This is a genomic window from Lentzea sp., from assembly GCF_036380075.1.
In the GTDB taxonomy this organism is placed as follows: domain Bacteria; phylum Actinomycetota; class Actinomycetes; order Mycobacteriales; family Pseudonocardiaceae; genus Lentzea.
The window spans coordinates 1-21,905 of the sequence record NZ_DASVFL010000163.1 but is presented as its reverse complement, the minus strand read 5'-3'; the positions used below and the strand labels follow the sequence as shown (position 1 = coordinate 21,905).

At 70.0% G+C, this 21,905-nt stretch carries 21 protein-coding genes; 9 read left to right on the top strand and 12 right to left on the bottom strand.

Annotated elements, in window-relative coordinates:
* Window positions 1-198: 198 nt before the first annotated feature.
* The 3 genes from glgB to VF330_RS18970 all read left to right on the top strand — a co-directional run bounded on the left by glgB (window position 199) and on the right by VF330_RS18970 (window position 4,493).
* Complete coding sequence (gene glgB / locus VF330_RS18980) at window positions 199-2,424, top strand: 1,4-alpha-glucan branching protein GlgB (RefSeq protein ID WP_330852963.1); 2,226 nt, start codon at window positions 199-201, stop codon at window positions 2,422-2,424.
* Window positions 2,425-2,571: 147 nt separating this feature from the next.
* Complete coding sequence (locus tag VF330_RS18975; protein WP_330852962.1) at window positions 2,572-3,942, top strand: neutral zinc metallopeptidase; 1,371 nt, start codon at window positions 2,572-2,574, stop codon at window positions 3,940-3,942.
* A 224-nt stretch (window positions 3,943-4,166) separates the two neighbouring features.
* Window positions 4,167-4,493, top strand: coding sequence for a hypothetical protein (locus tag VF330_RS18970; RefSeq protein ID WP_330852961.1), 327 nt, complete (start codon window positions 4,167-4,169; stop codon window positions 4,491-4,493).
* A 10-nt stretch (window positions 4,494-4,503) separates the two neighbouring features.
* Here the strand turns inward: VF330_RS18970 and VF330_RS18965 are convergent, their stop codons facing one another.
* Window positions 4,504-4,956, bottom strand: coding sequence for a hypothetical protein (locus tag VF330_RS18965; protein ID WP_330852960.1), 453 nt, complete (start codon window positions 4,954-4,956; stop codon window positions 4,504-4,506).
* A 52-nt stretch (window positions 4,957-5,008) separates the two neighbouring features.
* Between VF330_RS18965 and VF330_RS18960 the strand changes: the two genes are divergently transcribed.
* Window positions 5,009-5,203: a hypothetical protein gene (locus VF330_RS18960; protein ID WP_330852959.1), complete on the top strand. Its 195-nt coding sequence runs from the start codon at window positions 5,009-5,011 to the stop codon at window positions 5,201-5,203.
* A gap of 7 nt (window positions 5,204-5,210) precedes the next feature.
* Here the strand turns inward: VF330_RS18960 and VF330_RS18955 are convergent, their stop codons facing one another.
* Together VF330_RS18955 and VF330_RS18950 are read right to left on the bottom strand one after the other, a co-directional pair.
* On the bottom strand, window positions 5,211-5,705 hold the full coding sequence (locus VF330_RS18955) for a DUF6114 domain-containing protein (protein ID WP_330852958.1): 495 nt from the start codon (window positions 5,703-5,705) through the stop codon (window positions 5,211-5,213).
* Complete coding sequence (locus VF330_RS18950; RefSeq protein WP_330852957.1) at window positions 5,696-6,286, bottom strand: DUF6230 family protein; 591 nt, start codon at window positions 6,284-6,286, stop codon at window positions 5,696-5,698. The genes VF330_RS18955 and VF330_RS18950 overlap by 10 nt, the downstream gene beginning before the upstream one ends.
* Before the next feature lie 183 nt (window positions 6,287-6,469).
* Here VF330_RS18950 and VF330_RS18945 point away from each other — a divergent pair, with 183 nt between their 5' ends.
* Entirely contained in the window at window positions 6,470-7,912 is a 1,443-nt protein-coding gene (locus tag VF330_RS18945) for a neutral zinc metallopeptidase (RefSeq protein WP_330852956.1), read from the top strand.
* Window positions 7,913-7,943: 31 nt separating this feature from the next.
* Window positions 7,944-8,741: a metalloregulator ArsR/SmtB family transcription factor gene (locus VF330_RS18940; RefSeq protein WP_330852955.1), complete on the top strand. Its 798-nt coding sequence runs from the start codon at window positions 7,944-7,946 to the stop codon at window positions 8,739-8,741.
* 270 nt (window positions 8,742-9,011) lie between these two features.
* On the opposite strand, the gene VF330_RS18935 is transcribed toward VF330_RS18940, so the two are convergent.
* The 3 genes from VF330_RS18935 to VF330_RS18925 all read right to left on the bottom strand — a co-directional run bounded on the left by VF330_RS18935 (window position 9,012) and on the right by VF330_RS18925 (window position 11,202).
* Complete coding sequence (locus VF330_RS18935; protein ID WP_414675401.1) at window positions 9,012-9,980, bottom strand: tetratricopeptide repeat protein; 969 nt, start codon at window positions 9,978-9,980, stop codon at window positions 9,012-9,014.
* On the bottom strand, window positions 9,977-10,801 hold the full coding sequence (locus VF330_RS18930) for an SCO6745 family protein (RefSeq protein ID WP_330852953.1): 825 nt from the start codon (window positions 10,799-10,801) through the stop codon (window positions 9,977-9,979). The genes VF330_RS18935 and VF330_RS18930 overlap by 4 nt, the downstream gene beginning before the upstream one ends.
* A 95-nt stretch (window positions 10,802-10,896) precedes the next feature.
* Window positions 10,897-11,202, bottom strand: coding sequence for an MTH1187 family thiamine-binding protein (locus VF330_RS18925; RefSeq protein ID WP_330852952.1), 306 nt, complete (start codon window positions 11,200-11,202; stop codon window positions 10,897-10,899).
* A gap of 50 nt (window positions 11,203-11,252) precedes the next feature.
* On the opposite strand from VF330_RS18925, the gene VF330_RS18920 reads away from it, so the two are divergent.
* The 3 genes from VF330_RS18920 to VF330_RS18910 are packed head-to-tail and all read left to right on the top strand — an operon-like array spanning window position 11,253 to window position 13,866.
* The gene (locus tag VF330_RS18920; RefSeq protein ID WP_330852950.1) at window positions 11,253-11,750 is read left to right on the top strand and encodes a MarR family transcriptional regulator; all 498 of its coding nucleotides are present in this window, start codon (window positions 11,253-11,255) and stop codon (window positions 11,748-11,750) included.
* A 32-nt stretch (window positions 11,751-11,782) separates the two neighbouring features.
* Window positions 11,783-12,826 carry a phosphotransferase gene (locus tag VF330_RS18915; protein ID WP_330852949.1) on the top strand — a complete coding sequence of 348 codons (1,044 nt, stop codon included), beginning with the start codon at window positions 11,783-11,785 and terminating at the stop codon, window positions 12,824-12,826.
* Window positions 12,823-13,866: a phosphotransferase gene (locus tag VF330_RS18910; protein ID WP_330852948.1), complete on the top strand. Its 1,044-nt coding sequence runs from the start codon at window positions 12,823-12,825 to the stop codon at window positions 13,864-13,866. The genes VF330_RS18915 and VF330_RS18910 overlap by 4 nt, the downstream gene beginning before the upstream one ends.
* On the opposite strand, the gene VF330_RS18905 is transcribed toward VF330_RS18910, so the two are convergent.
* The 6 genes from VF330_RS18905 to VF330_RS18880 form a co-directional block, all read right to left on the bottom strand.
* Entirely contained in the window at window positions 13,838-14,161 is a 324-nt protein-coding gene (locus VF330_RS18905) for a DUF3817 domain-containing protein (protein WP_330852947.1), read from the bottom strand. The two genes, VF330_RS18910 and VF330_RS18905, sit on opposite strands and share 29 nt — an antisense overlap.
* A 51-nt stretch (window positions 14,162-14,212) precedes the next feature.
* On the bottom strand, window positions 14,213-15,256 hold the full coding sequence (locus VF330_RS18900) for an ABC transporter permease (protein ID WP_330852946.1): 1,044 nt from the start codon (window positions 15,254-15,256) through the stop codon (window positions 14,213-14,215).
* Entirely contained in the window at window positions 15,253-16,164 is a 912-nt protein-coding gene (locus VF330_RS18895; RefSeq protein WP_330852945.1) for an ABC transporter ATP-binding protein, read from the bottom strand. The genes VF330_RS18900 and VF330_RS18895 overlap by 4 nt, the downstream gene beginning before the upstream one ends.
* Window positions 16,165-16,256: 92 nt before the next feature.
* The gene (locus tag VF330_RS18890) at window positions 16,257-17,054 is read right to left on the bottom strand and encodes a hypothetical protein (RefSeq protein ID WP_330852944.1); all 798 of its coding nucleotides are present in this window, start codon (window positions 17,052-17,054) and stop codon (window positions 16,257-16,259) included.
* Between the two features lie 96 nt (window positions 17,055-17,150).
* Window positions 17,151-19,397 carry an ATP-binding protein gene (locus VF330_RS18885; RefSeq protein ID WP_330852943.1) on the bottom strand — a complete coding sequence of 749 codons (2,247 nt, stop codon included), beginning with the start codon at window positions 19,395-19,397 and terminating at the stop codon, window positions 17,151-17,153.
* 28 nt (window positions 19,398-19,425) lie between these two features.
* Window positions 19,426-21,756, bottom strand: a complete 2,331-nt coding sequence (locus VF330_RS18880) for a GH92 family glycosyl hydrolase (RefSeq protein ID WP_414675400.1) — start codon at window positions 21,754-21,756, stop codon at window positions 19,426-19,428.
* Window positions 21,757-21,905 lie beyond the last annotated feature (149 nt).

Genomic DNA, 21,905 nt, shown 5'->3' with positions numbered 1-21,905 from the left:
GTTCTGCGCCGGCTACGCCGCCGCCGGCGGCCTGGACCCGGCGGAGAACTCGGTCCTGCTTCGTGCGATGCTGCTCGACAAGGCCGTGTACGAGGTCATCTACGAGGCCAGGAACCGGCCGGCCTGGGTCCCCATTCCGCTAGAGTCCATTGCCGAGCTATAGCGCCTGCTGGCGCCGTTACGGATCGAGTGGCCGCTATGACACAGCCTGACCCCAACCTGGCTGACCTCAGCCTGGGTGAGATCGAACGGATCGTCGCGGGACAGCACTACGACCCGCACTCGGTGCTCGGCGCGCACCCCGGTCCCGACGGGGTGATCATCCGCGCGCTCCGGCCGATGGCGAAGTCGGTGACCGCCGTCCTCGACGACGGCCGCAGGCTGCCCATGACGCACGTGCACCAGGGCGTCTTCGCCGTCACCGTGCCGGACGAGAAGGTGCCCGGCTACCGGATCGCCACAGTCTACGGTTCCGGCCCGGAGGCCAGGGAGGAGGTGCGCGACGACCCGTACCGGCACCTGCCCACGCTGGGTGAGTTCGACCTGCACCTGATCGCCGAGGGACGGCACGAGGAGCTGTGGCGGGTGCTCGGCGCGCACGTCAGCGAGGTCGGCCCTGTTAACGACACCGCGCCGGGCACGGCGTTCGCCGTCTGGGCGCCGAACGCCCACGGGGTCCGCGTCACCGGCGACTTCAACTACTGGGACGGCCGCGCCTACCCGATGCGCTCGCTCGGCGGATCCGGGGTGTGGGAGCTGTTCGTGCCGGGCGTCACCGAGGGCACCCGGTACAAGTACGCGATCTGCGGCCGGGACGGGGTGTGGCGGGAGAAGGCCGACCCGATGGCGGCCGCGGCCGAGAAACCGCCCGCCACCGCGTCGGTGGTGTACACCTCGCGGCACGCCTGGGACGACCAGGCGTGGATGGCGGCGCGCGCCGGGCGCGCGCCGGTGCGCGAGCCGATGAGCATCTACGAGGTGCACCTGGGCTCGTGGCGGCCGGGCCTGTCCTACCGGGAGCTGGCGGTACAGCTGGCCGAGTACGTCGCCGATATGGGCTTCACCCACGTCGAGTTGCTGCCCGTGGCCGAGCACCCGTTCGGCGGCTCGTGGGGCTACCAGGTCACCTCGTACTACGCGCCGACCTCGCGGTTCGGCACGCCCGACGACTTCCGGTACTTCGTCGACACGCTGCACCAGCGCGGCATCGGCGTGCTGGTCGACTGGGTGCCCGCGCACTTCCCGAAGGACGCCTGGGCGCTCGCGAAGTTCGACGGCACGCCGCTGTACGAGCACGCCGACCCGCGCCGCGGCGAGCAGCTCGACTGGGGCACGTACGTCTTCGACTTCGGCCGCAACGAGGTCCGCAACTTCCTCGTCGCCAACGCGCTGTACTGGATCGAGGAGTTCCACCTCGACGGCCTGCGCGTGGACGCCGTGGCGTCGATGCTCTACCTCGACTACTCGCGGCCGGAGGGCCAGTGGCTGCCGAACGAGTTCGGCGGGCGCGAGAACCTCGACGCGGTGCGGTTCCTGCAGGAGCTGAACGCGACCGTCTACAAGCGCCACCCCGGCATCGTCATGATCGCCGAGGAGTCGACGGCGTGGCCGGGCGTGACGCGGCCGACGCACCTGGGCGGGCTCGGGTTCGGCTTCAAGTGGAACATGGGCTGGATGCACGACACGCTGCACTACCTGTCGCGTGAGCCGGTGCACCGCTCGTTCCACCACAACGAGATGACGTTCTCGCTGGTCTACGCGTGGAGCGAGAACTTCGTGCTGCCGCTCTCGCACGACGAGGTGGTGCACGGCAAGGGTTCGCTGTGGACCCGGATGCCGGGTGACGACTGGAACAAGGCGGCGGGCGTGCGTTCGCTGCTGGCGTTCATGTGGGCGCACCCCGGCAAGCAGCTGCTGTTCATGGGCGGCGAGTTCGGGCAGCGCCAGGAGTGGTCGGAGTCGCGGTCGCTCGACTGGCACCTGGTCGAGCAGGAGCCGCTGCACCAGGGCATCCAGAAGCTGATGCGCGACCTGAACTCGGTGTACAAGCAGGCGGCGGCGCTGTTCTCGCACGACGTCACGCCCGAGGGCTTCCAGTGGATCGACGCGAACGACTCGGGCGGCAACGTGCTGTCGTTCGTGCGGATCGGTGAGGACGGCTCGCAGCTCGTGTGCGTGGCGAACTTCTCCGGCCAGCCGCACCACGACTACCGGGTCGGTCTGCCGGCCGGCGGCCGGTGGAAGGAGCTCGTGAACACGGACGCGTCGCACTACGGCGGTTCCGGCGTGGGTAACCTCGGCGGCGTCGAGGCGGAGGCCAGGCCGTGGCACGGGCGGCCGTACTCGTCGGTGCTCCAGCTGCCGCCGTCGGGCGTGTTGTGGCTGGTTCCCGAGGTGCCCGGGGTGCTGGGCGAAGCGGACTGAGCGGGCCGTCCCGGTGCGGGCAGGTGTCCGCACCGGGACGGGTCCAGCCGGGTGAACCTGATCCGCCCGCCGCACGTTGGCATGGGTATGCGCCTGACTTCGACGAGTAGGACGCCCTCCGAGCCGACCGGCAGGCACAATGGGTTCATGCGGCACCGGAGCATCGCGCTGATCGTCGCCACCGCCCTGCTCGCGGTGGGCTGCACCGCCCAGATACCGGGGCGCCCGCGTGCCGCCAAGGTGGTGAAGAAGGAAGCCTCCACCGAGACCATCCAGGTGCGCGGCACGGACAACGGCCCGATCGACAAGCTGGCCGCCACGGCGCTCACGGACATCGACGAGTTCTGGAAGGACACGTTCCAGAAGACGTTCGGCAAGCCGTGGAAGCCGCTGACCGGCGGTTACTACTCGGTGGACACGGCCGACGCGACCGCCAAGCCGCCGCCGTGCACGCAGAAGGCCTCGGACGTGGAGGGCAACGCCTTCTTCTGCCCCGCCGCCGACGCGATCGCGTGGGACCGCGCGTCGCTGCTGCCGGTGCTCCAGGACCGCTTCGGCGAGGCCGCGGTGGTCGTGGTGCTGGCGCACGAGATCGGCCACGCCGTGCAGAACCGCATGGGCATCACGCCGGAGGCCGAGCGCCGCGAGCCGGAGAAGTACCCGACGATCCTCACCGAGGCCCAGGCCGACTGCTTCGCGGGTTCGTTCGTGCGCAACGTGACGGACGGCAAGTCGCAGCGCCTCGACATCGGCTCGGAGGCCCTGGACAAGGCGCTGAACGCCCTGATCACGTTCCGCGACCCGGTCGGCACCTCCCCGGAGGACGAGCAGGCGCACGGCAGCGCGTTCGACCGCGTGGCCGCGTTCCAGGACGGCTTCGAGCAGGGCGCGAAGTTCTGCGCGGCGATGAGCGTGCAGAACCGCACGTTCACCCAGCGCGCGTTCACCAACGTCCGCGACCGGGCCAACGGCGGCAACCTGCCGTTCTCGGAGATGCTCGAGTCCGTGACGCCCGACCTCGACGGCTACTTCAAGGGCCTGGCCACGGCGGCGGGCAAGAACTGGCCCTCGCCGCGCGCCGAGGCCACCCAGACCGAACCGGACTGCTCCGGCGACCAGGGTCCCGTCGCGTACTGCCCGTCCGACAAGACGATCAAGATCGACACGAAGGAAGACCTGCCGGCCCTGCACAAGGAGCTGGGCGACTACGCGACCGGCACGCTGATCGCCACCCGGTACGCGATGGCCGAGCTGGCCGCGCTGGGCAAGCCGACCGAGGGCGAGGACGCCTCCGCGGCCGCCCTGTGCCTGGCCGGCGCGTACACGGGCGCGGTGTTCCAGCGCCAGGACGGCTTCGGGCTCTCGCCGGGCGACTTCGACGAGGCCGTGACCGTGCTGCTGCGCTACGACTACGCCGCCCGTGACGCGAAGGGCGAGAACGCGGTCGACCCCGGGTTCCAGCGGGTGGCGAAGTTCCGCGAGGGCGTGTTCGAGGGCCCGAAGAAGTGCGGGCTCTGACAGAGGGCCTGTGACGGGAGACCGGTCCAGGGTTCGCTGGACCAGGTCTCCTGCCACCCGGACCGGGGAACGCCGCGCCGGTCCGGGCCCACCGCAACGAGTGGTTTCCGACACGGACGTCCGGGTAGCGGGCCCGGGCGCGCGAGTGCGGGCGTGGCCAGGGGAATCGACGTCTGTCTACCGTCTGAAGTGCGAGAACTCCACTTCCACTGACGGAGATCCCCATGACGAACACAGCTCTCAGGACCCTGCTCGTCGGTGCCACCGCGGCGGTCGGAGCGATCATCGGTCTCGCGGCCCCGGCCTCGGCCGCCCCGGCGGGCACCGGGGTCGTGGCCGTCGCGAGCACGCCCGGCGACCGCGTGGACGTGCTGGGCCTGCACTTCACGGCGTTCGACCCGCAGGGCCGTCCCACCGCCGGTTACGACGACAACGACGACACCTTCACCGTCCGCTACTTCTCCAACGGCTACGTCTTCTGGCGGTGGAGCTACGGCTGCGAGTTCCTCTACGACGCGAGCGGGGCGCTCGTGCAGACCGAGTGCCTGTGAGGCGACCGGGCTAGCGCCGTTCGGCGGGGGCCTGGTCCGCCACGACGTAGATCCGCGCTCCCGGGATCTTCAGCGTGCCGCCGACCAGGTCCGTGTTGCGCACGGTGACGTCGGTGAACGCCGCGAACGGCACGTTCAGCGGTGGCGGGCGCTCGGCCGTGTAGTCCACCGGGATCTTGATGCCGAGGATGTCCAGGTTGCCCTTGAGCTGCACCGTGAACAGCTCGATCCGGCCCGGCGCCACCGTCGAGGTGCTGCCCGGCCGTGCCGCGGTGACGAGCTTCTGGCCCGGTGAGATCTCGGCGGTCTGCACCAGGTCCCTGATCTTCATGTCGCCGGCGGTGAACTTCAGGACCTTGATGGTCTTCCCGTTGACCAGGGCCTCCACGACACCGGCGTAGTTGAGCCCGCCCAGCTCCAGCCGGGACGCGGTCAGCGTCCACTCCCGCCCTCCCGACGCCACCGGGGCAGGGGCCGGTGGCGTGGGTTCCGGCGGCGTCGAAGCGGGTGGTGCCGTGCTGGACGAGGGAGGCGTCGGCGCGGTCGACGACACCGGCGGTGCGGTGGTGGTGGTCGGCGCCGAACTGGTCGGCGCCGGTTCCGAGCTCGTCGTCGGCGCCGGAGTGGTGGTCGACGCCGGCGGCGGCTCGGAGCTCGACGGCGGCTGCAGCGCCAGGACCGCGACCATCGCGACCGCGGCCAGCGGCTGAGTTCGCATCATGTGGGTTGAACCCTCTGGGTCGTGTCCGGCCCCGTGTCCCCGTGAACATCGCCGGGGGTGCCCTCGGCGACGTCCCCGGACGTGTCCTCCGGGGTGCCCTCGGGGTGCTTCGCCTTCTTCGGCTTCTTGGGCTCGTCGGTCCACGCGATGGCGAGCGATCCGCCGAGAAGGCTGAACAGGGTGCCGAGGATGAAGCCGCCGAGGTTGGTCACGACCAGCGCGACCAGCGACAGCAGCACCGAGACGATCCCCGCCGCGAGCCGGAACCGGGGCTGCACCCACATCGACAGCCCGCAGACCAGCAGCAACGCGCCGATCAGCAACGAGGACATCCCGCCGATGGTGCTCATGGAGATGACCGCGTCGCCGAGCTTCAAGTTCGAGAACGGCGGGAACAGGATGATGAGCGCGCCCGGGATCACGAACAGGCCGGCCCAGAAGGGCCGGCCACGCCGCCACGTCGTGGAGAGCCGCCAGAGCGTCAGAAGCACTCTTGCTGCCCCTGGCGAATCGTCAGGTTCATGCCCTTGAACCTGATGGTCTGGGCCGTGGTGGACCAGGCGGTCTGCTTGAGCCCGGTGATGTTCGCCGAGTCGGCCTGCAGTCCGAACGAGCCCGGCAACCCCCGCAGGTTGTCCGGTCCCTTGTTGACCTTGTTCGCGTCGACGCCGATCTCCGGGTTGCCCAGGGTCAGGTCACCCGAGAGGTCGGTGAGGTTCACGACCAGGTTGTCGGCCGACATGCCGCCGACGCCGTCCGCGGTGATCCGGAGCGTGATGTCACCGACGATCGGCATGTTGGCGACGAACACCGACTGGCAGAACTTGTCGAGCGTCGCCGACTTGAAGCCGCTGACCGCGACGACGTGCACCTGTCCCGCACCCGCGTCCACTCCGCCGAACTGGACGAACCCCTGGCCCGTCAAGCTGTCGGAGGAGACCTTGAAGTTGGTGCCGGACACCGCGAACGAGGCGGCCAGCGCTCCCTGGGACATGCCGAACAGGAGTGCGCCGGCACCCACCGTGCCGATCCCGAGCACCCCGACGAACCGTGCCCAGCGCGTTCTACCCATACCGCCAAACTCCTTCCACACTGAAGGCCTGCGTGGGACGGACTGTGCGCCCGAACAAACCCCAGGACAATGGAAACGAGCCCGCGCAGTCTTGAAATCACCCCAGGGGGTGAGCAGTTTTCACGTTTGGCCGAAGGCACTGGCCACACACCTCCGAAACCGCACTTAGTAGTGTTCCGAGGCATGGGGATGGGACGAATCGCCGTCGCTGTGGTCGCGGCCGCAGCACTGACCGCCTGCTCTTCCGTGGTCGAGGGCGACCCGAAGGGCGAGCGCCCCGACCCCACGAAGGTCGCGGGCCTGGAGATCTCGAACGGCCCGTCCGGCCCGAAGCAGGGCGTGCCGGACGCTGACCTGCAGGTGGAGAACGGCGACGGCGGCGAGATGGACCGCCTGGCCATCAACGCCCTGGCCGACGTGCAGGACTTCTGGAAGATCGAGTTCCCGAAGGCCTTCATCAGCAAGAGCTTCGAACCGGTGAAGCGCTTCATCTCCTACGACTCCAACGGCAAGGGCGTCGAGGTCTGCAAGCTGAACACGACCGGCATCGCCAACGCGTTCTACTGCGCCCTCGACGACAGCATCACCTGGGACCGCGGCGAGCTGCTCCCGATGCTGAAGGACTCCTTCGGCCCGATGGCCGTGGTCACCGTCCTGGCCCACGAGATGGGCCACGCCGTCCAGTACAAGCTGGGGCAGGCCTCGAACATCGGCCCGAACACCCCGTCGATCGTCAAGGAGCAGCAGGCCGACTGCTACACCGGCGTCTTCATGCGCTGGGTCGCCGAGAACAAGGCGAGGCACTTCGAGCTCTCCACCGGCGAGGGCCTCAACCAGGTCCTGCAGACGATGTTCTTCATCCGCGACTCGGCCGGCACCTCGTTCGAGAAGCAGGGAGCCCACGGCAGCGCGTTCGACCGCGTCTCGGCCTTCCAGTTCGGCTTCACCCGAGGCGCCGTCCGCTGCGCGGAGATGAACGAGGCCGAGATCAACAAGCGCATCACCGAACGCCCCTTCTCCCTGTCGGACAAGGACGAGGGCCAGGGCCGCGGCAACGCCGACGTCAAGGACGAGCGGTACCTCAAGGCCCTGGAGGAGTCCCTCAAGGACGCCTACAAGTCGAGCGGCGCCTCCTTCCCGGCCTTCGACAAGAGCGGCATCAAGTCCTGCCCCGACGCCCAGGCCACCTCCCCGGCCACCTACTGCCCGGCGGTGAACCAGCTCCAGCTGGACCTCCCGTCCCTGGTGAAGATCGGCACACCCCCGAAGAAGGGCTCGAAGGGCGGAATCGGCGACTTCGCGGCCTTCGCCGTGGTCGCCTCCCGCTTCTCCCTCTCCATCCAGCACGCCACGGGCTTCAAACTGGACGACGACGCGGCAGGCCAGCGCACCGCCTGCCTGACAGGAGCCTGGGCGGGCCTGACCAACCGCCCGGACGCGGCAGCAGGCCTCCGCCTCTCCCCGGGAGACCTGGACGAGGCAGTGGCAGAGCTGCTGGCGGACAACAGCCTGATCGCGGCAGACGTGAACGGCAAAGCGGTCCCGTCCGGCTTCGCCAGGGTGGAGGCCTTCGGCGACGGCTTCTTCCGAGGCCTCTCCTTCTGCGTGAAGAAGTACTCGGTTTGATCCAGGATCGACGCCCGTCGATACTCGCCAGGTGCTGACCGATGAAGCCGCGAAGTACGCCTCGTGGTTCGCAACGCTGTCCGACCCGACCAGAGTCCGCCTGCTCCACCACGTGGCCCGGTCCCCGACCCCGGTGACCGTGGGCGAACTGACCACGCTGCTGGGTGTGAGCCAGTCCACCTGCTCACACCACGTCCGCAAACTGGCAGAGGTGGGCTTCCTCCAGGTCGAGCGAGAGGGCACGACCACCCTCGTCACGGTCAACCCGACGTGCTGCACGGGCCTCCCCCACGCAGCAGACGCGGTGATGGGCGCCCTGACCACCCCCGGCACCCTGACCCCGGCCCCAGGCGTGACCATCCGCCCGATGACGCCAGAAGACTGGCCAGAAGTCCGCCGCATCTACGGCGAGGGCATAGCGGCAGGCAACGCGACCTTCGAAACGGAAGTCCCACCCCGCAGAACCCTGGAATCCAAGTGGCTGCCGGACCACCGCTGGACGGCAGAGGTGGACAACGAGATCGCAGGCTGGGCAGCGGCCACCTCGGTCTCCCCCAGAGCCTGCTACGCCGGCGTGGCGGAGACCTCGATCTACGTCTCCGACACCCACCAGGGCAAAGGCGTGGGCAAAACCCTTCTGCACCACCAGGTCCGAGCAGCCGACAACGCAGGCCTGTGGACCCTGCAAGCAGTGATCTTCCCGGAGAACAGGACAAGCATCGCCCTGCACCACAAGGCGGGCTTCAGAACGGTGGGCCTACGGGAACGAATCGCCGAACACCACGGCAGATGGCGAGACACGGTCCTGCTGGAGCGAAGGCGCCCTTGACGCAATGCCGAAGGCGAGCCACCGCGAGGCCGAAGGCGAGCAGTAGCGAAGGCGAAGCCGAGCAGTCTTGGCTTTCGCTCTTGGCTTTTCGCTCTTGGCTTTTTCCATGCCTGGCAGGTGGGGTGGTGACGGGACCACCCCACGCAATCGCCACCAACGCACGCAACAGCAAGCCGCCCAACGCAACAGGCGTGCCATCAACCCGCTAACGGCGCCGGCCCGGTCCTTGATCAGTTGGCGGGGTCCGGGGCGGAGCCCCGCGCACGAAACTCAATACAAAGCAGAAGCCAAAGCCCGCCGAGCAGAAGCGACCCGGGAATCATCGGCCGGGAACAACTCGAACAGCCCGATCAGGTGCTGCCGAACCCGGTCCCGATCCTCCCCGAAAACCCGCCGAACAGCCGAAACCAACCGAGAGAACGCCTCATCCACCATCTGCCCGGCGATCTCGGCATCAGCAGCAGCCAACTGGGCGTCGATGTCCTCAGGAGCAGCATCGGCCTTGGCGATGACAGCGGGGTCGACAGCCTCAGCCCGCTCAGCGAACCGAGCCTGCGCCAACCCCTCCTTCGCCAGCTCGTTCCCGGGCTCGGAAGCCAGGATCTGCTCGTAGAACCCTTGAGCGGCAACGTAATCGCCAGCCTCGAAGGCCTCCTCGGCAGCAACGATCCGGGGGTCCTCGACAACCTCTTCCTCAGCGACCCCGGTAGCCCGGGCCTCGCCGGCCCGAATCCCCGGCAACCGCTCCCGCAACGCGTCCAGCAACCGCGCGATCCAAGCCGACAGCTCGGCGTCGGCGATCGGCCCGGCGAAAGCGTCGATCGGCTGACCGGCGGCGACGGCCACGGTCGTGGGCACGGACTGCACCCCGAACGCCTGCCCGATCCGCGGCGCCTGCTCCAGGTCGACCCGAGCGAGGATCCACGCCCCGCCGGACCCGGTGGCGAAGCGCGTCAGCGTGGCGGCCAGCGCCTGCGACTCGGGCGAGTAGGAGGCGCCCAGCAGCACCACGACGGGCACCTGCAGGGACTGCTCGACGACCGCCTGGAACGAGGCTTCGGTGACGTCCACGATCCAGGGGACGGACGACCCGGTGTCGGCGGGGGCGGCGGCAGCGGAGGCGGGTGCGGCGGCCGCCTGCCGGGCCGCGTCGGCACGGGCCTTCAGGGCACCGAGGTCGACGGCGCCCGAGAGCGCGGCGGACAGTGCGGCGGTCTTGCGAGGATCAGGCCTTGTCACGTGTTCCATCCTGGCACGGCTAGTTCCCGGACCGGGTCCAGGGCCATCGGGTTGACGCGCATCGCCTCGTTGCCCGAAGCGATGCGTAGAGCAAGCGGTGTCATCAGTTCGACGAACCGCGACGTACCTGCGGTTCCCAAGGCCTCCCACGGTGCCGACGCGGCCGCATCGGTCGCGCGTTCCACCGCGGCGAGGTCTCCGGGCAGGTCGGAGACGGCTTCCCACTCCTCCTCACTCCAACCACGCGCGGTGCGCATGTATGCCGGATCGAGGGAATGCTCACGCGCGTAGAGCGCAAGCGCTTGGCACGGGCCCACGCCGTGGGCCACCAGAGCGGCCACGTGGCCGTCGCCGCGGGCCTCGCGCAAGATCGTGCAGGCGTGCCACAGCTCCAGGTGCGGTTCGGCGGGCCACGGCAGCGCGCGGTTCGCGGCGGCCAGCGGACGTCCGCCGAGCGGCGCCGCCGAAGCCGCGGCACGCGCCAGCGAGGCCGCCTCGGCGATCTCCGGCGTGTCGACCGCGCCGAGCAGCCGGCGCAACGCCCCGTCGACCCCGGCGAGCCGCGCCTGGAGGAAGTCGGCGGGAGACGCCACGGCCCACGCGTCGGGCAGGGCGCGCGCGACCATCCGCGGGGCGAAGTTGTAGAAGACGGCGGAGACCAGCTCCGGCGACGCGGCCCCCAGCGGGGCGGCGCGCATGCCGAAGTAGCCCATCCAGCCGCCCTTGCAGCCCAGCGCGTCGGTCGCGGCGCGGGACTCGGGCGTGAAGTACGTGACGTCGTGATACGGCTCGAACCGCAACCACAGCTGTCTCGCTTCCACGCCCGACACGCTAACCCAGACGACGGCGCCGCACGGGCTCACTCACCGTGGCGGCGTAAGTGCGTTCGGCCATCCGAGGAAGGCCGTCGGCGTGTTCACGGCGTGTCGGCGAGGTGCTCCTCGATCCGGTCGACCTTGGCCTTGAGCTGACCGGTGTAGCCGGGCCGGATGTCCGCCTTGAGCACGAGCGACACGCGTGGCGCGGCGGCCTGCACGGCCTCGGTCGCCTTCTTCACGACGGCCATCACCTCGTCCCACTCGCCCTCGACCAACGTGAACATCGCGTTCGTCTCGTTGGGCAGCCCGGACTCCCGCACGACCCGGACCGCCTCGGCCACGGCCCTGGCGACGCCTCCCGACGAGTCCGAACCGGACGGAGCGACGCTGAACGCGACAAGCACACGTGCCTCCTGGTGATCCATCAGTTGTACTGACTGGTAGCTTCCGACCCATGACACCGCTGCCGTTCGATCCGATCGCCCGCGCGGCCGAGCTGTGGGACGACCGGGTGGGTTCCTCCACCTCGATGGCCGCCGTCACCAGCGTCATGCGTGTCCAGCAAATCATCCAGTCCGCCGTGGACGCAGCCCTCAAGCCGCACGGTCTCACGTTCGCGCGCTACGAGGCGTTGGTGCTGCTGTACTTCTCGCGCAAGGGCGCGCTGCCGATGCGCGTCATGGGCGAGCGCCTCCAGCTGCACCCCACGAGCGTGACCAACATCGTCGACCGGCTGGAGACCGACGGCCTGGTCCGCCGCACGCCGCACCCGACCGACCGCCGCACGACGCTGGTCGAGATCACCGACGCCGGCCTGCAGCGCCGTGAGAGCGCGACCGCGGCGGTCGTCGAGGTGAACCTGGGCCTGAAGGGCCTCACCGACCGGCAGACCGAGCAGCTCACCGACCTGCTCGCGAAGGTCCGCAGGGCCAGCGGGGACTTCGACGACTGAAATCCGGTTGAGCGCGCGGCGATGATGAACCGGTGACGGAACGGACGATCATCGCGCTGGTCAGCGCTCCCGGCGGGTTCGCCGGCCGCACGGACCCCATCGCGGTGGACAGCCGCTGGTGGCCGGACGCCGAACCCGTCAACCAGGCGCTGGAACACCTGCTGGGCGTGCCGACGACCGTGCTCAGGCTGGTGTCGGCCGAGGGCGGCGAACGCTCCGCCGGAGGGCTGGTCACCTACCACGTCGAGGCGCACGGCGAACCCGACCGCGCGAAGCTGCGCCCCGCGGACGAACCCGGCGCGGACGCGGAGCTCCGCCTGCCCTGGGCCCGGCCCGGCGGTCCCGCGGAGCTGGTCGCGTGGGCGGACGCGCAGGTCGACCGCACCGGCCCGGCGACGCAGGTGAAGACCTGGAACCTGTCGAGCGTCCACCGCCTGAGCACCGCGAACGGCACCGCGTGGCTGAAGGCGGTCCCGCCGTTCTTCGCCGACGAGGGCGAGGTGATCGCGATGGTCGCCGCCCGCGACCCGGCGCTCGTGCCCGAGGTGATCGCCTCCGGGCCGCGCCGCGTCCTGCTCGCCGACGTACCCGGCGAGGACTGCTGGGACGTCACGCCCGAGCAGGTCGAACGGATCGTGCCGCGCTGGGTCGCCGTGCAGAACGCGCTGGCGGGCGAGCCGCGGCTCACACCGTCCGCGGTGCCGATGCCGTCGTTCGGGCTGCCGGACACGCTGGTGCACGGCGACTTCCACCCCGGCAACTGGCGCAGCAGCGGCGTCGTCATCGACTGGTCCGACGCCGTGTGGGGGCATCCGGCGCTCGACGCGGCCAGGCTCATGGCGTTCAGCCCGGCTCTCAGCGAGGTGATCAGCCGCGTCTGGAGCAGGGCGTGGCTCGAACACCGCCCGGACAGCCGTCCCCTGGAAGCACTCGACGTCGCCCGCCGCGCGTCACACCTGCACAACGCCGTGCGCTACCAGGAGTTCCTCGACAACATCGAGGAGTCGGAGCGGATCTACCACCGCGACGACCCGGCGAACGAGCTGCGCGCCGCGCTCCGGCTGGTGACCGGATGACGGGCCGGACGGTCATCGCCCTGGTCAGCGCCCCCAGCGGGTTCGCTGGCCGCACCGAGCCGCTGCCGGTCCCGACGGCGGACTGGTACCACGTCGAGCCGGTCAACGAGGTCCTCGAACGGCTGCTCGGCGTGCCGACGCACGTGCTGCGGCTGGTCTCCGCGGAAGGCGGCAGGGTGCCGACCGGCGGCCTGGTCACCTACCACGTCGAAGCGCTCGGCGAACCGGACCGCTCGGCGCTGCTCCCCGCGGACGAACCCGAGGCGGACGCGGAGTTCCGGCTGCCCTACGCACGGCCGGGCGGACCGTCGGAGCTGATCGAGTGGGCCGACGCGGAGGTCGGCCGCACCGGTCCCGCCGTCCAGGTCCGCACCTGGAACCTCTCGACCGTGCTCCGGCTCCCGACCGCGACCGGACCGGTGTGGCTGAAGGCCGTCCCGCCGTTCTTCGCCGACGAGGGCGAGGTGATCGCGATGGTCGCCGCCCACGACCGGACGCTCGTCCCGGACGTGATCGCGTCGGCGCCCCAGCGGGTCCTGCTCGCCGACGCGCCCGGCGACAAGTGCTGGCCCGTCACGCCCGAGCACGTGGAGTTGATCGTGCCGCGCTGGGTCGCTGTGCAGAACGCCCTGGCCGGCGAGCCGCGCCTGCGCTCGACCGCCGTGCCGATGCCGTCGTTCGGACTGCCGGACACGCTGACGCACGGCGACTTCCACCCCGGCAACTGGCGGCGCAGCGGCGAGGTCATCGACTGGTCGGACGCCGTGTGGGGGCACCCGGCGCTCGACGCGTGCCGGGCGCTGGAGTACGCGGGGCCCGAACTGCACGACCACATCCGCGAGGTGTGGAGCGGGGCCTGGCTCTCGCACCGCCCGGACAGCCGCCCGCTCGAAGCCCTCGACGTCGCCCGCCGCGCGTCACACCTGCACAACGCGGTGAAGTACCAGGTCTTCCTGGACAACATCGAGGAGTCCGAGCGGATCTACCACCGGGGCGACCCGGAGGTCGAGCTCAGAGCTGTCCGGCAGCGTTCTCGTTGAGGCGGCCGGTCTTCGCGGCCCAGCGCTCGAAGACCACCGTGCCGAACGGCGGGATGCTCGACAGCAGGCCGAGGACCAGCGTGCGGACGTCCCACTTCAGCGGGTCCTTCGCCATCAGCGTGACGAGGATGAACCCGACGAAGACCGCGCCGTGGATCGGCCCGAAGATCTTCACGCCGATCTCGTTCTGCACGACGACGTACTTGAAGAACATCCCGAGCAGCAGCCCCGCCCAGGAGATCGCCTCGGCGAGGGCGAAGATGCGGAACCGTCCAACCGCACTGGAGAACGTCATGGCTCATCATCATGAACCGTGACGGGCGGCACAGCGCACGTGGGGTCTGTCCTATTCCTCCCATTTGAAGATGCGTGAGGCGAGGAGTCCGACCACGAGCGTGAAGCCGGCCAGGATGGACGCGGGCACGAGCAGCGCCTCGGCTCCCTTGCCGCGCACCAGCACGTCGAGCATGCCGTCGTTCATGTGCCGCAACGGGAACGCCTTCGACACCGCCTGCAGCCACGCGGGTGCCTGGTCGACCGGGAAGAACGTGCCGGACAGGAACGCCATCGGCAGCACCACGATGTTCGCCGCCGCCGACGCGGCCTCCTCCGTCTTGGCGAACGAGCCGACGAGCATGCCGAGCGCGAAGAACGCCACGGTTCCCAGCAGCAGCAACGGGATCGCGAGCCACCAGTAGCCGGAGAGCCGCAACCCGAACACCGGCAGCGACGCCACGCCCACGAAGATCGCGCCCTGCACCAGCGCGACGCCGGCGCTGACCATCAGCCGCGACGCCAGCACGGACGTCGCCGACACGGGCGCGAGCTGGATGCGGCGCAGCACCTGCTTGCGGCGCCACGACACCAGCGTCAGCGCCGACCCGAACACCGCCGACACCGCCACACCCCACGACAGGATGCCGGGCGTCAGGTACTGGATCGGCTTGAGCGAGGCGTCCTCGACCTTCTCCGCGGCGAACGTGAAGGTCGGCGGTTGACCGGTCGCGGCCAGGTTCGCCTTGTCCACGAACCCGTTCACGATCCCGAGCACGGTCGCCGACTGCACCTGGTCGCTCTGCGCGTACCGCACGTCGACCTGCTGCCCGCGGACGATCAGCGCGGCCGGCAGGTCGCCGTCCTTCACCTTCTGCACGGCGGCGTTCTCGTCGTCGTAGGACTCGAACTCCAGCGCGCCGCTGTCGCGCAGCGCCGAGACGATCGGGCCGTCGCCGACCAGCGCGATCTTGGTCTTGTCCTCGCCGACGTCGCGCAGGATGAGACCGAAGATGACGAGGAACAGCAACGGGAACACGAACGTGAAGAACAGCGTCGCCTTGTCCCTGATGAAGCCCTTGAACATCGCCAGCGAGAGCGACTGGAACGCGGTCATGCGCGGTACTCCCGTCCGGTGAGGTCGAGGAAGACGTCCTCGAGGGTGGCCGTGCGGACCTGCAGGCCGTCGAGCGCGCCGCGTTCGGCGAGCGCGGACAGCACGGGTGCCGGGCGGCGGGTGGAGATGGTCAGCGAGACCTCGTCCTCGCGGGCCTCGTCGACGCCGTCGAGCGCTCGGGCGTCCACGACGGACAGCAGGCCCTTCTGCAGCGTCACGTGGGTCGGCGCGTCGAGTCCGCGCACGAGCACCGGGGGCCGGTCGAGCGCGAGGACCCTGCCCCTGTCCATGATGGCCACGCGGTCGCAGAGGATCTCGGCCTCGTCGAGGTAGTGCGTGGTGTAGACGATGGTCTTGCCGCGTTCCTGGATCGCGCGCAGCACGTCCCACAGGTTGCGGCGGGCCTGCGGGTCGAGTGCGGCGGTCGGTTCGTCGAGGAACACGATGTCCGGGTCGTGCACCAGCGCGCACGCGATCGAGAGGCGTTGCCGCTGGCCGCCGGAGAGCTTGTTCTCCTGCTCGTTCGCCTTGTCCGCGAGGCCGACGAGCTCCAGCATGTCCGCCGCGGTTCCCGGGCTCACGCCGTAGAGCGAGCCGAACGTCTGCAGCTGTTCCTTCGCGGTCAGCTTGTCGAAGAACGACGTCGCCTGCAGCTGCACCCCGATGCGCGGCAACAGCTTCACGTTGCGCGGCCACGGGCTCTCGCCGAGCAGCGTCACCTCACCGCTGTCGGGTTTGCGCAGTCCCTCGACGATCTCCAGCGTGGTCGTCTTGCCCGCGCCGTTCGGCCCCAGGATGCCGAAGAACTCCCCCTGCGCCACGGTGAACGAGACGCCGTCCACCGCTTTCAGCTCGCCGTAGCTCTTGCGGACGTCCCGCACCACGACCGCCGACCGTTCCTCCGTCATGGGCGGAACGGTAGGTCAGCGGACTCCGCCGAGTGGGGCGAAAAGACGAAAGTCGAGGCGAACTCGCGACCAAGGACTTCGTCCTGCGGAGGTCAGCTGCCCGCGGCCATCAGCGGATCGGCGCTGTGCACCTCGTCGAGCCTGCGCAGCGCCGTGGCGAACTGCTCGAACCTCGCCCGCGGAACGGCCGCGCGCACCTCGTTGATCATCTGCCAGAGGTAGCGGTGCTCGAAGGTCTCCACGACGGGCAGCGGCGGGACGTCGTGCCGCACGTCCGCGGCGAACGTGAGCGCCACCGTCGCGGCGCGCAGGCACGCGGTCGCGAGCGTGACGCAGTCCTCGACGAGCGTGCGGTCGTCCTCGGCGCGCACGACGCCGTTGACCGCGAACCGGACGGCCTGCATCAGCGCGAAGTAGAGGCGTTGGCCCACGACGGGCCGGTCGTGCGACGGGCAGCCGGTGGCGGGGCCGGGCGTCAGCACCTTCATGCCGACCTGGGGCCGGCGCAGCACGTGGTCGAAGAGCGCGGTCGGCGCCCAGAGCAGGGTGCGCCAGGAGTCCTCGCAGACGGAGGTGCCGGTCCTGGCCGCGTCCTCCTGCACGTCGAGGTAGGCGATCAGCACGCTGGACAGGAACACGCCACCGCGGTCGCCGCCGACCCGCACGACGCCGAAGCGTTCGTCGTCACCGGCGTCGAGGCCCCCGTAGCCGGGCTTCCACTCGATCACGTCGCTGCTGGCGAGCACCACGCGGGCGAGCCGCTGGTGCACGGGCGACGCGGACAGGACGGTGTCGTCCAGCCCCATCTGGACGAGCACGGACGCGGCGTGCTGGAGCGACTCGCGCCGCTGCGGCACGAGATCGGGGTGCAGCAGCCGGAAAGGTTCCACGTCGCCCCCTCCCCTTCCGTTGGTTGCACCCACAATGAACGGACGAGGACCGGAAGTCATCCGGACCTGCGCGGCGTTACGTCTCAGTTGGCGGCGTCAGTTCGACTGGGCCCAGGCGACGAGCTCGGCACGCGAGGAGAGGTTCAACGCCGTCCGCACGTTGTGCACGTGCGACTCGACGGTCCGGTGGGAGATCCCGAGGGCGGCCGCGACCTGCGCGTTCGTCATGCCGCGCGCCACCAGCTCGACCACCACGCGTTGCCGGTCGCTGAGCACCGCGTCCTGCGCGATCTCCTTGTCCAGCGCGGTCTCCAGGGCGTGCGTGACGTCCATCGCCCTGCCCGCGTTGAGCGCCCTGGTGAACGCCGAACGAGACAGTGCCTCCCGCGCCAGGTCCAGCGCGGCGGTCATCTTCCGCTGCCACCACTGCTCCGACGGGACGACCCAGTTCACCCGCATCTGGCGGCAGGCAGCGAGCAGCCGCACGCCGATCTCGTGCCGGCCGGACAGCACCGCGACCAGCCCGCGGCCCTCGATCGACTCCAGCACCGCCCGCGGGTCGGTCGCCGACAGCCGGGCGCTCTCCGCGAACCGGGCACCCGCCGTGGCCAGGTCGCCGCGTTCCAGCGCGATGCAGCCCGACGTGTGCACGGCGATGGCCACGACGTCCGGCCGGGCGTGCACCTTCAGCACCGGCAGCGCGTCCTCGATCAGGACACCGGCCGCGTCGACCTCGCCCTGTTCCAGCAGCCACCAGCTGAGGTTCTGGCTGGACACGGCGACGCTCACGTCGTTGCCGTTGCGCTTGCCGTGCTCGATCGACATGCGCAGCGCCCACGCCGTGTTCTGCACGTCGCCCGCGCTGTCGTACGCGGTGGCGAGGGTCCGGTAGAGCCGGCACATCACCGACTGCGTGCCGCTGTCCTCGGCCGTCGAGACGGCTTCGAGCGCGTGCTTCACGGCTTCGTCGTGCCGTTCCTCGTGCACTGCCAGCAGGGACGCGTACTCCAGGGCGAGGATCCGGTAGCGGGCGTCGGCCGCCGTCTGGTGCAGCACCTGCATCAGCACCGCGCCGGCCTCGGTGAAGTAGCCGCGGTCGAAGCAGACCCGCAGCAACATCGTGGCCAGCATCAGCCGCCGCCCGTCCTGCGGCGCGAGCAACCGGTCGAACGCGTAGGCCGCGTTGTCGTACTCCTGGTGCAGCGCCGTGACCTGATCCGGCGTGAGGATCGACGACGTGGCGCCGGGTTCGCCCTTCTCGCACAGCCAGGCGACGATCCGTTCGGCCGTCACCGCGTGCTCGCCGTGCTCCGCGAGCCGTTCCTCCGCGAAGAGCCGCACCGACTCCAGCATCCGGAACCGGCCGTCGTTCTCCCGCACCACCAGCGACTTGGCCTGCAACCCCATCAGCAGGTCGACCACCGGGCCGCCGTGCACGACCCTCGCGATCTCCAGCCCGAACCCGCCCGGCAGCAGCGCGACCCTGCGGAAGAACTCCTTCTCGGCCGTGGTCAGCAGGTCGTGGCTCCACGAGACGGCCGCGCGCAGGCTCCGGTGCCGTGCCTGCTCGCCCGCGTCGCTCAACAGGTCGAGCCGGTGGTCGAGGCGGTGCACGAGCTCGCCGGGCGGTACCGACGCGGAGAGCTTCGCGGCCAGCTCCACCGCGAGCGGGACCCCGTCGAGCCGCGCGCAGATCGCCGCGATCATGTCCGGGTCGCCGCCCGCTCCCGCGCGTTCGACGAACAGGCGGACCGCGTCGTCGTTCATGCCGTGCAGCGGGTAGACGACCTCGCCCGCGGCCCGCAGCGCCTCCCGGCTCGTCGCCAGCACCTGCACGTTCGGGCACCGCGCCAGCAGCGCGTCGACGACGGCGCAGCACTCCTCGACGACGTGCTCGCAGTTGTCGACGAGCAGCAGGACCCGGCGGTGCGCCAGTTCCCGCAGCAACGTCGTCCGCAGCGCGACCCCCGCGTGCTGGTACACGCCGACGGCTTCCGCGAAGGCCTGCACCACCTGGTCGGGCCGGCTCAGCTTGCCGAGCTCGACCGTGCGCACCACCGTCTTGCGGACCCGCTGGGCCACCTCGACCGCGAGCCGCGTCTTCCCGACCCCGGCCGCGCCGACGACGGTGAGCAACCTGTGTTCGCGCAGCAGCGACAGCAGCTCGCCGAGCTCGTCCTCCCTGCCGACGAACGAGTCGTCGTACGCCGGCAGCTCGGCGACCACAGTGGACGTACCGGCGGAGCGCCGGCGGTAGGCACGCTGACGGCACGCGTTCGAGCAGTACCGCGCCCGCGACGGCATGGGCGCGAATTCCGTGCCGCAGCTCGCGCAGGTACCCATCGCCCGAGCCTACGGCCGTTCCCGCGTCTCAGTTCGAAAGTGTGCGGAGGTCGACCTCGAGAGTGGTCCCGGTCACCAGTTCGGCGAGCTGGACGCGACTTCCGGCATCGCCGCCGCGGCCGCTCCGGATCCGCTGCACCACCTGGGTCCTGGCCGGATCGGCTTGCGGTGCCTCGATGACGACGTCCTGACCGTTCTCCAAGTGGATGACGGCTTTGCGGTACCTCGGTGCGTGCGGGACGAACTCGCCCGTTCCCGGTACGGCGGGGTACAGCCCGAGCGCGCTGAACACGTACCAGGCCGACATCGTGCCGAGGTCGTCGTTGCCGGTGACGCCGGCGGGCCCGTTGACGAACAACGTCTGCGCGGCGCGCACGACCACCGACGTCTTCTCCGGTTTGCCGATGAGCGCGTACATCCACGGCACGTGCAGGTCCGGTTCGTTGTTCGGGTTGTACCGGAACTGGTTGTAGTAGTCGTACGGCCCGACCACCCACTTCTCGCGGACCGTCCGCTTCGGGTCCCGCAGGAGGTCTTCATAGGCGAAGAAGTCGTCGAGCCTGGCTTCGGCCGCCGCCGCTCCACCCATCGCCGAGACCAGCCCGTCGACGTCGTGCTGCGCGAGCCACTGGTACTGCCAGGCCGTGCCCTCGTGGAAGCCCTCCGGTCCCTGCGGGGTGTACGGGGTGAGCCAGGCGCCGTTCTTCAGCTTCGGCCGCGGGAAGCCCGTGAAGCCGCGGTCGGTGACGCTGCCGTCCCACAGCTCGCGGTGGTTGAGTCCCCTGGCCCTGAGCCGCGCGGCGTCCTCGTGGTGCCCCAGCTCCTCGGCCATGATCGCGAGCGTGGCGTCGGCGAGGGCGTACTCGAGGGTCGCGGACGCGCCGTGGTGCGGGTCGGTGTCCTGGCCCTTCTTCGGGAAGTTCTTGTCGTACTGGACGAACCCGGCCGCGAGGTAGTTCGGGTTGCCGGACCGGCCCTGGAACCGCGAGCTCTCCGGCGGGACGCCGTCCGCGTTCTGCAGCAGTGCCTCGTAGGCCCGCTGCTCGTCGCCCTCCAGGTGACCGAACCGCCACAGGTCCACCAGGAACGGCGTCACCGGGTCGCCGGTCATGCAGTTGGTCTCCTGGTTGGAGAACGCCCACCGCGGGAGCCAGCCGCCCTGCCCGTGGATGGCGAGGACGCTCTTCGCGATGTCCCGGGACCGTTCCGCGCGGATCAGGGACAGGAGCTGGTTGTGGGCGCGGTAGGTGTCCCACAGCGAGTAGTACTCGTAGTAGGTCCAGCCGTCCGCCTGGTGGATCCGGTTGTCGAAGCCCCGGTACCGGCCGTCGGCGTCGCTGCCGGTCAGCGGCTGGAGCAGGACGTGGTAGAGGGCGGTGTAGAACACCGTCCGGTCGTCCTCGTCGTCCGTCTCGATCTCGATGCAGCCCAGCTCGTCGCGCCAGGCCTGCTGCGCCTCGTTCTTGATGTCGTCGAAGGACTTGCCGGCCGTCTCGGCCTCAAGATTGTTCGTCGCACCCTGTTCATCCACTTGGGACAGTGCGGTGCTCGCCGTCACCGGTCCGGGGGTGAAGGTGACCCACGCGCCTCTCAGGCCGGCACCGCCGCTGCTTTCGCGGTTGCCCGGCCTGGGCCCCGTCGGGCTCCACGTGCCGTGCGACCGGAAGGGGCGGTCGAACTTCGTCGTGAAGTGGGTCAGGTACGGGCGGCCGCCGCAGAACGCCTGCGTTTCGACGGTTCCGGTGATCGTGCGGTCGTCGACGATCCGGATGCTGCTGGCGCTGACCGGTTCCTTGTCGTTCGCCTGGCCCGTGTTGATCAGCAGGGTTCCCGGCGTGCCGTTCGGCCACGTGTAGCGCTCGACGCCTGCCCTCGTGGTGGCTGTGCACTCGACCGTGATGTCGTTCGCCAGTTCCACCTTGTAGTAGCCCGGTTTGCCGATTTCGCCGTCGTGGCTGTAGGTGGTGGCGTAGCGCTTGTGGTCGAAGGTCGTGGGGAGTGTGGTGGTGGGGAGGATCGGGACCAGGCCGCCCTGTTCCCAGCAGCCCGCTCCGGAGAGGAAGAAGTGGCCGAAGCCGCGGATCTGCTGGTCGTCGTAGCGGTAGCCGGCGTAGTGGGCCGTCATCGGGCTGGAGTGGGTTTTGCCGAAGGGCATGGAGGCGCCCGGGAAGGTGTTGCCCTCGTCCTTGGTGCCTATGAAGGTGTTGACCGACTCTGCTGGATCCGCCACGGGGGTCAGTTTAGTTCCGGCTCGGGTGGTTTGCCTTGTGGTGCGTTGGGTTCCAGCGTGGTTGCCTCTGGCGGGCGGGTGCCTGTTCCAGCGTGGGCGTGCAACTCGGACGAAAGACTGGGGTGGCATCGCCGCTGCGCGACGATTGCGATTGGGGCTTGACTTCGGGGCCCTTGCGAGGCGCTGTGGTCGGCCGGAAAACGGCCGGACGCTTCGCGACCGGCCGAGCCCGAAAGGGGTAGCACCTCGCACCCAAAGTCAAGCCCCAATCGCACAAG

Coding starts and splice junctions, on each gene's coding strand:
- glgB (WP_330852963.1), top strand. CDS start 199: ATGACACAGCCTGACCCCAACCTGGCTGACCTCAGCCTGGGTGAGATC.
- VF330_RS18975 (WP_330852962.1), top strand. CDS start 2,572: ATGCGGCACCGGAGCATCGCGCTGATCGTCGCCACCGCCCTGCTCGCG.
- VF330_RS18970 (WP_330852961.1), top strand. CDS start 4,167: ATGACGAACACAGCTCTCAGGACCCTGCTCGTCGGTGCCACCGCGGCG.
- VF330_RS18950 (WP_330852957.1), bottom strand. CDS start 6,286: ATGGGTAGAACGCGCTGGGCACGGTTCGTCGGGGTGCTCGGGATCGGC.
- VF330_RS18945 (WP_330852956.1), top strand. CDS start 6,470: ATGGGGATGGGACGAATCGCCGTCGCTGTGGTCGCGGCCGCAGCACTG.
- VF330_RS18920 (WP_330852950.1), top strand. CDS start 11,253: ATGACACCGCTGCCGTTCGATCCGATCGCCCGCGCGGCCGAGCTGTGG.
- VF330_RS18910 (WP_330852948.1), top strand. CDS start 12,823: ATGACGGGCCGGACGGTCATCGCCCTGGTCAGCGCCCCCAGCGGGTTC.
- VF330_RS18905 (WP_330852947.1), bottom strand. CDS start 14,161: ATGACGTTCTCCAGTGCGGTTGGACGGTTCCGCATCTTCGCCCTCGCC.
- VF330_RS18900 (WP_330852946.1), bottom strand. CDS start 15,256: ATGACCGCGTTCCAGTCGCTCTCGCTGGCGATGTTCAAGGGCTTCATC.
- VF330_RS18895 (WP_330852945.1), bottom strand. CDS start 16,164: ATGACGGAGGAACGGTCGGCGGTCGTGGTGCGGGACGTCCGCAAGAGC.
- VF330_RS18885 (WP_330852943.1), bottom strand. CDS start 19,397: ATGGGTACCTGCGCGAGCTGCGGCACGGAATTCGCGCCCATGCCGTCG.
- VF330_RS18880 (WP_414675400.1), bottom strand. CDS start 21,756: ATGCCACCCCAGTCTTTCGTCCGAGTTGCACGCCCACGCTGGAACAGG.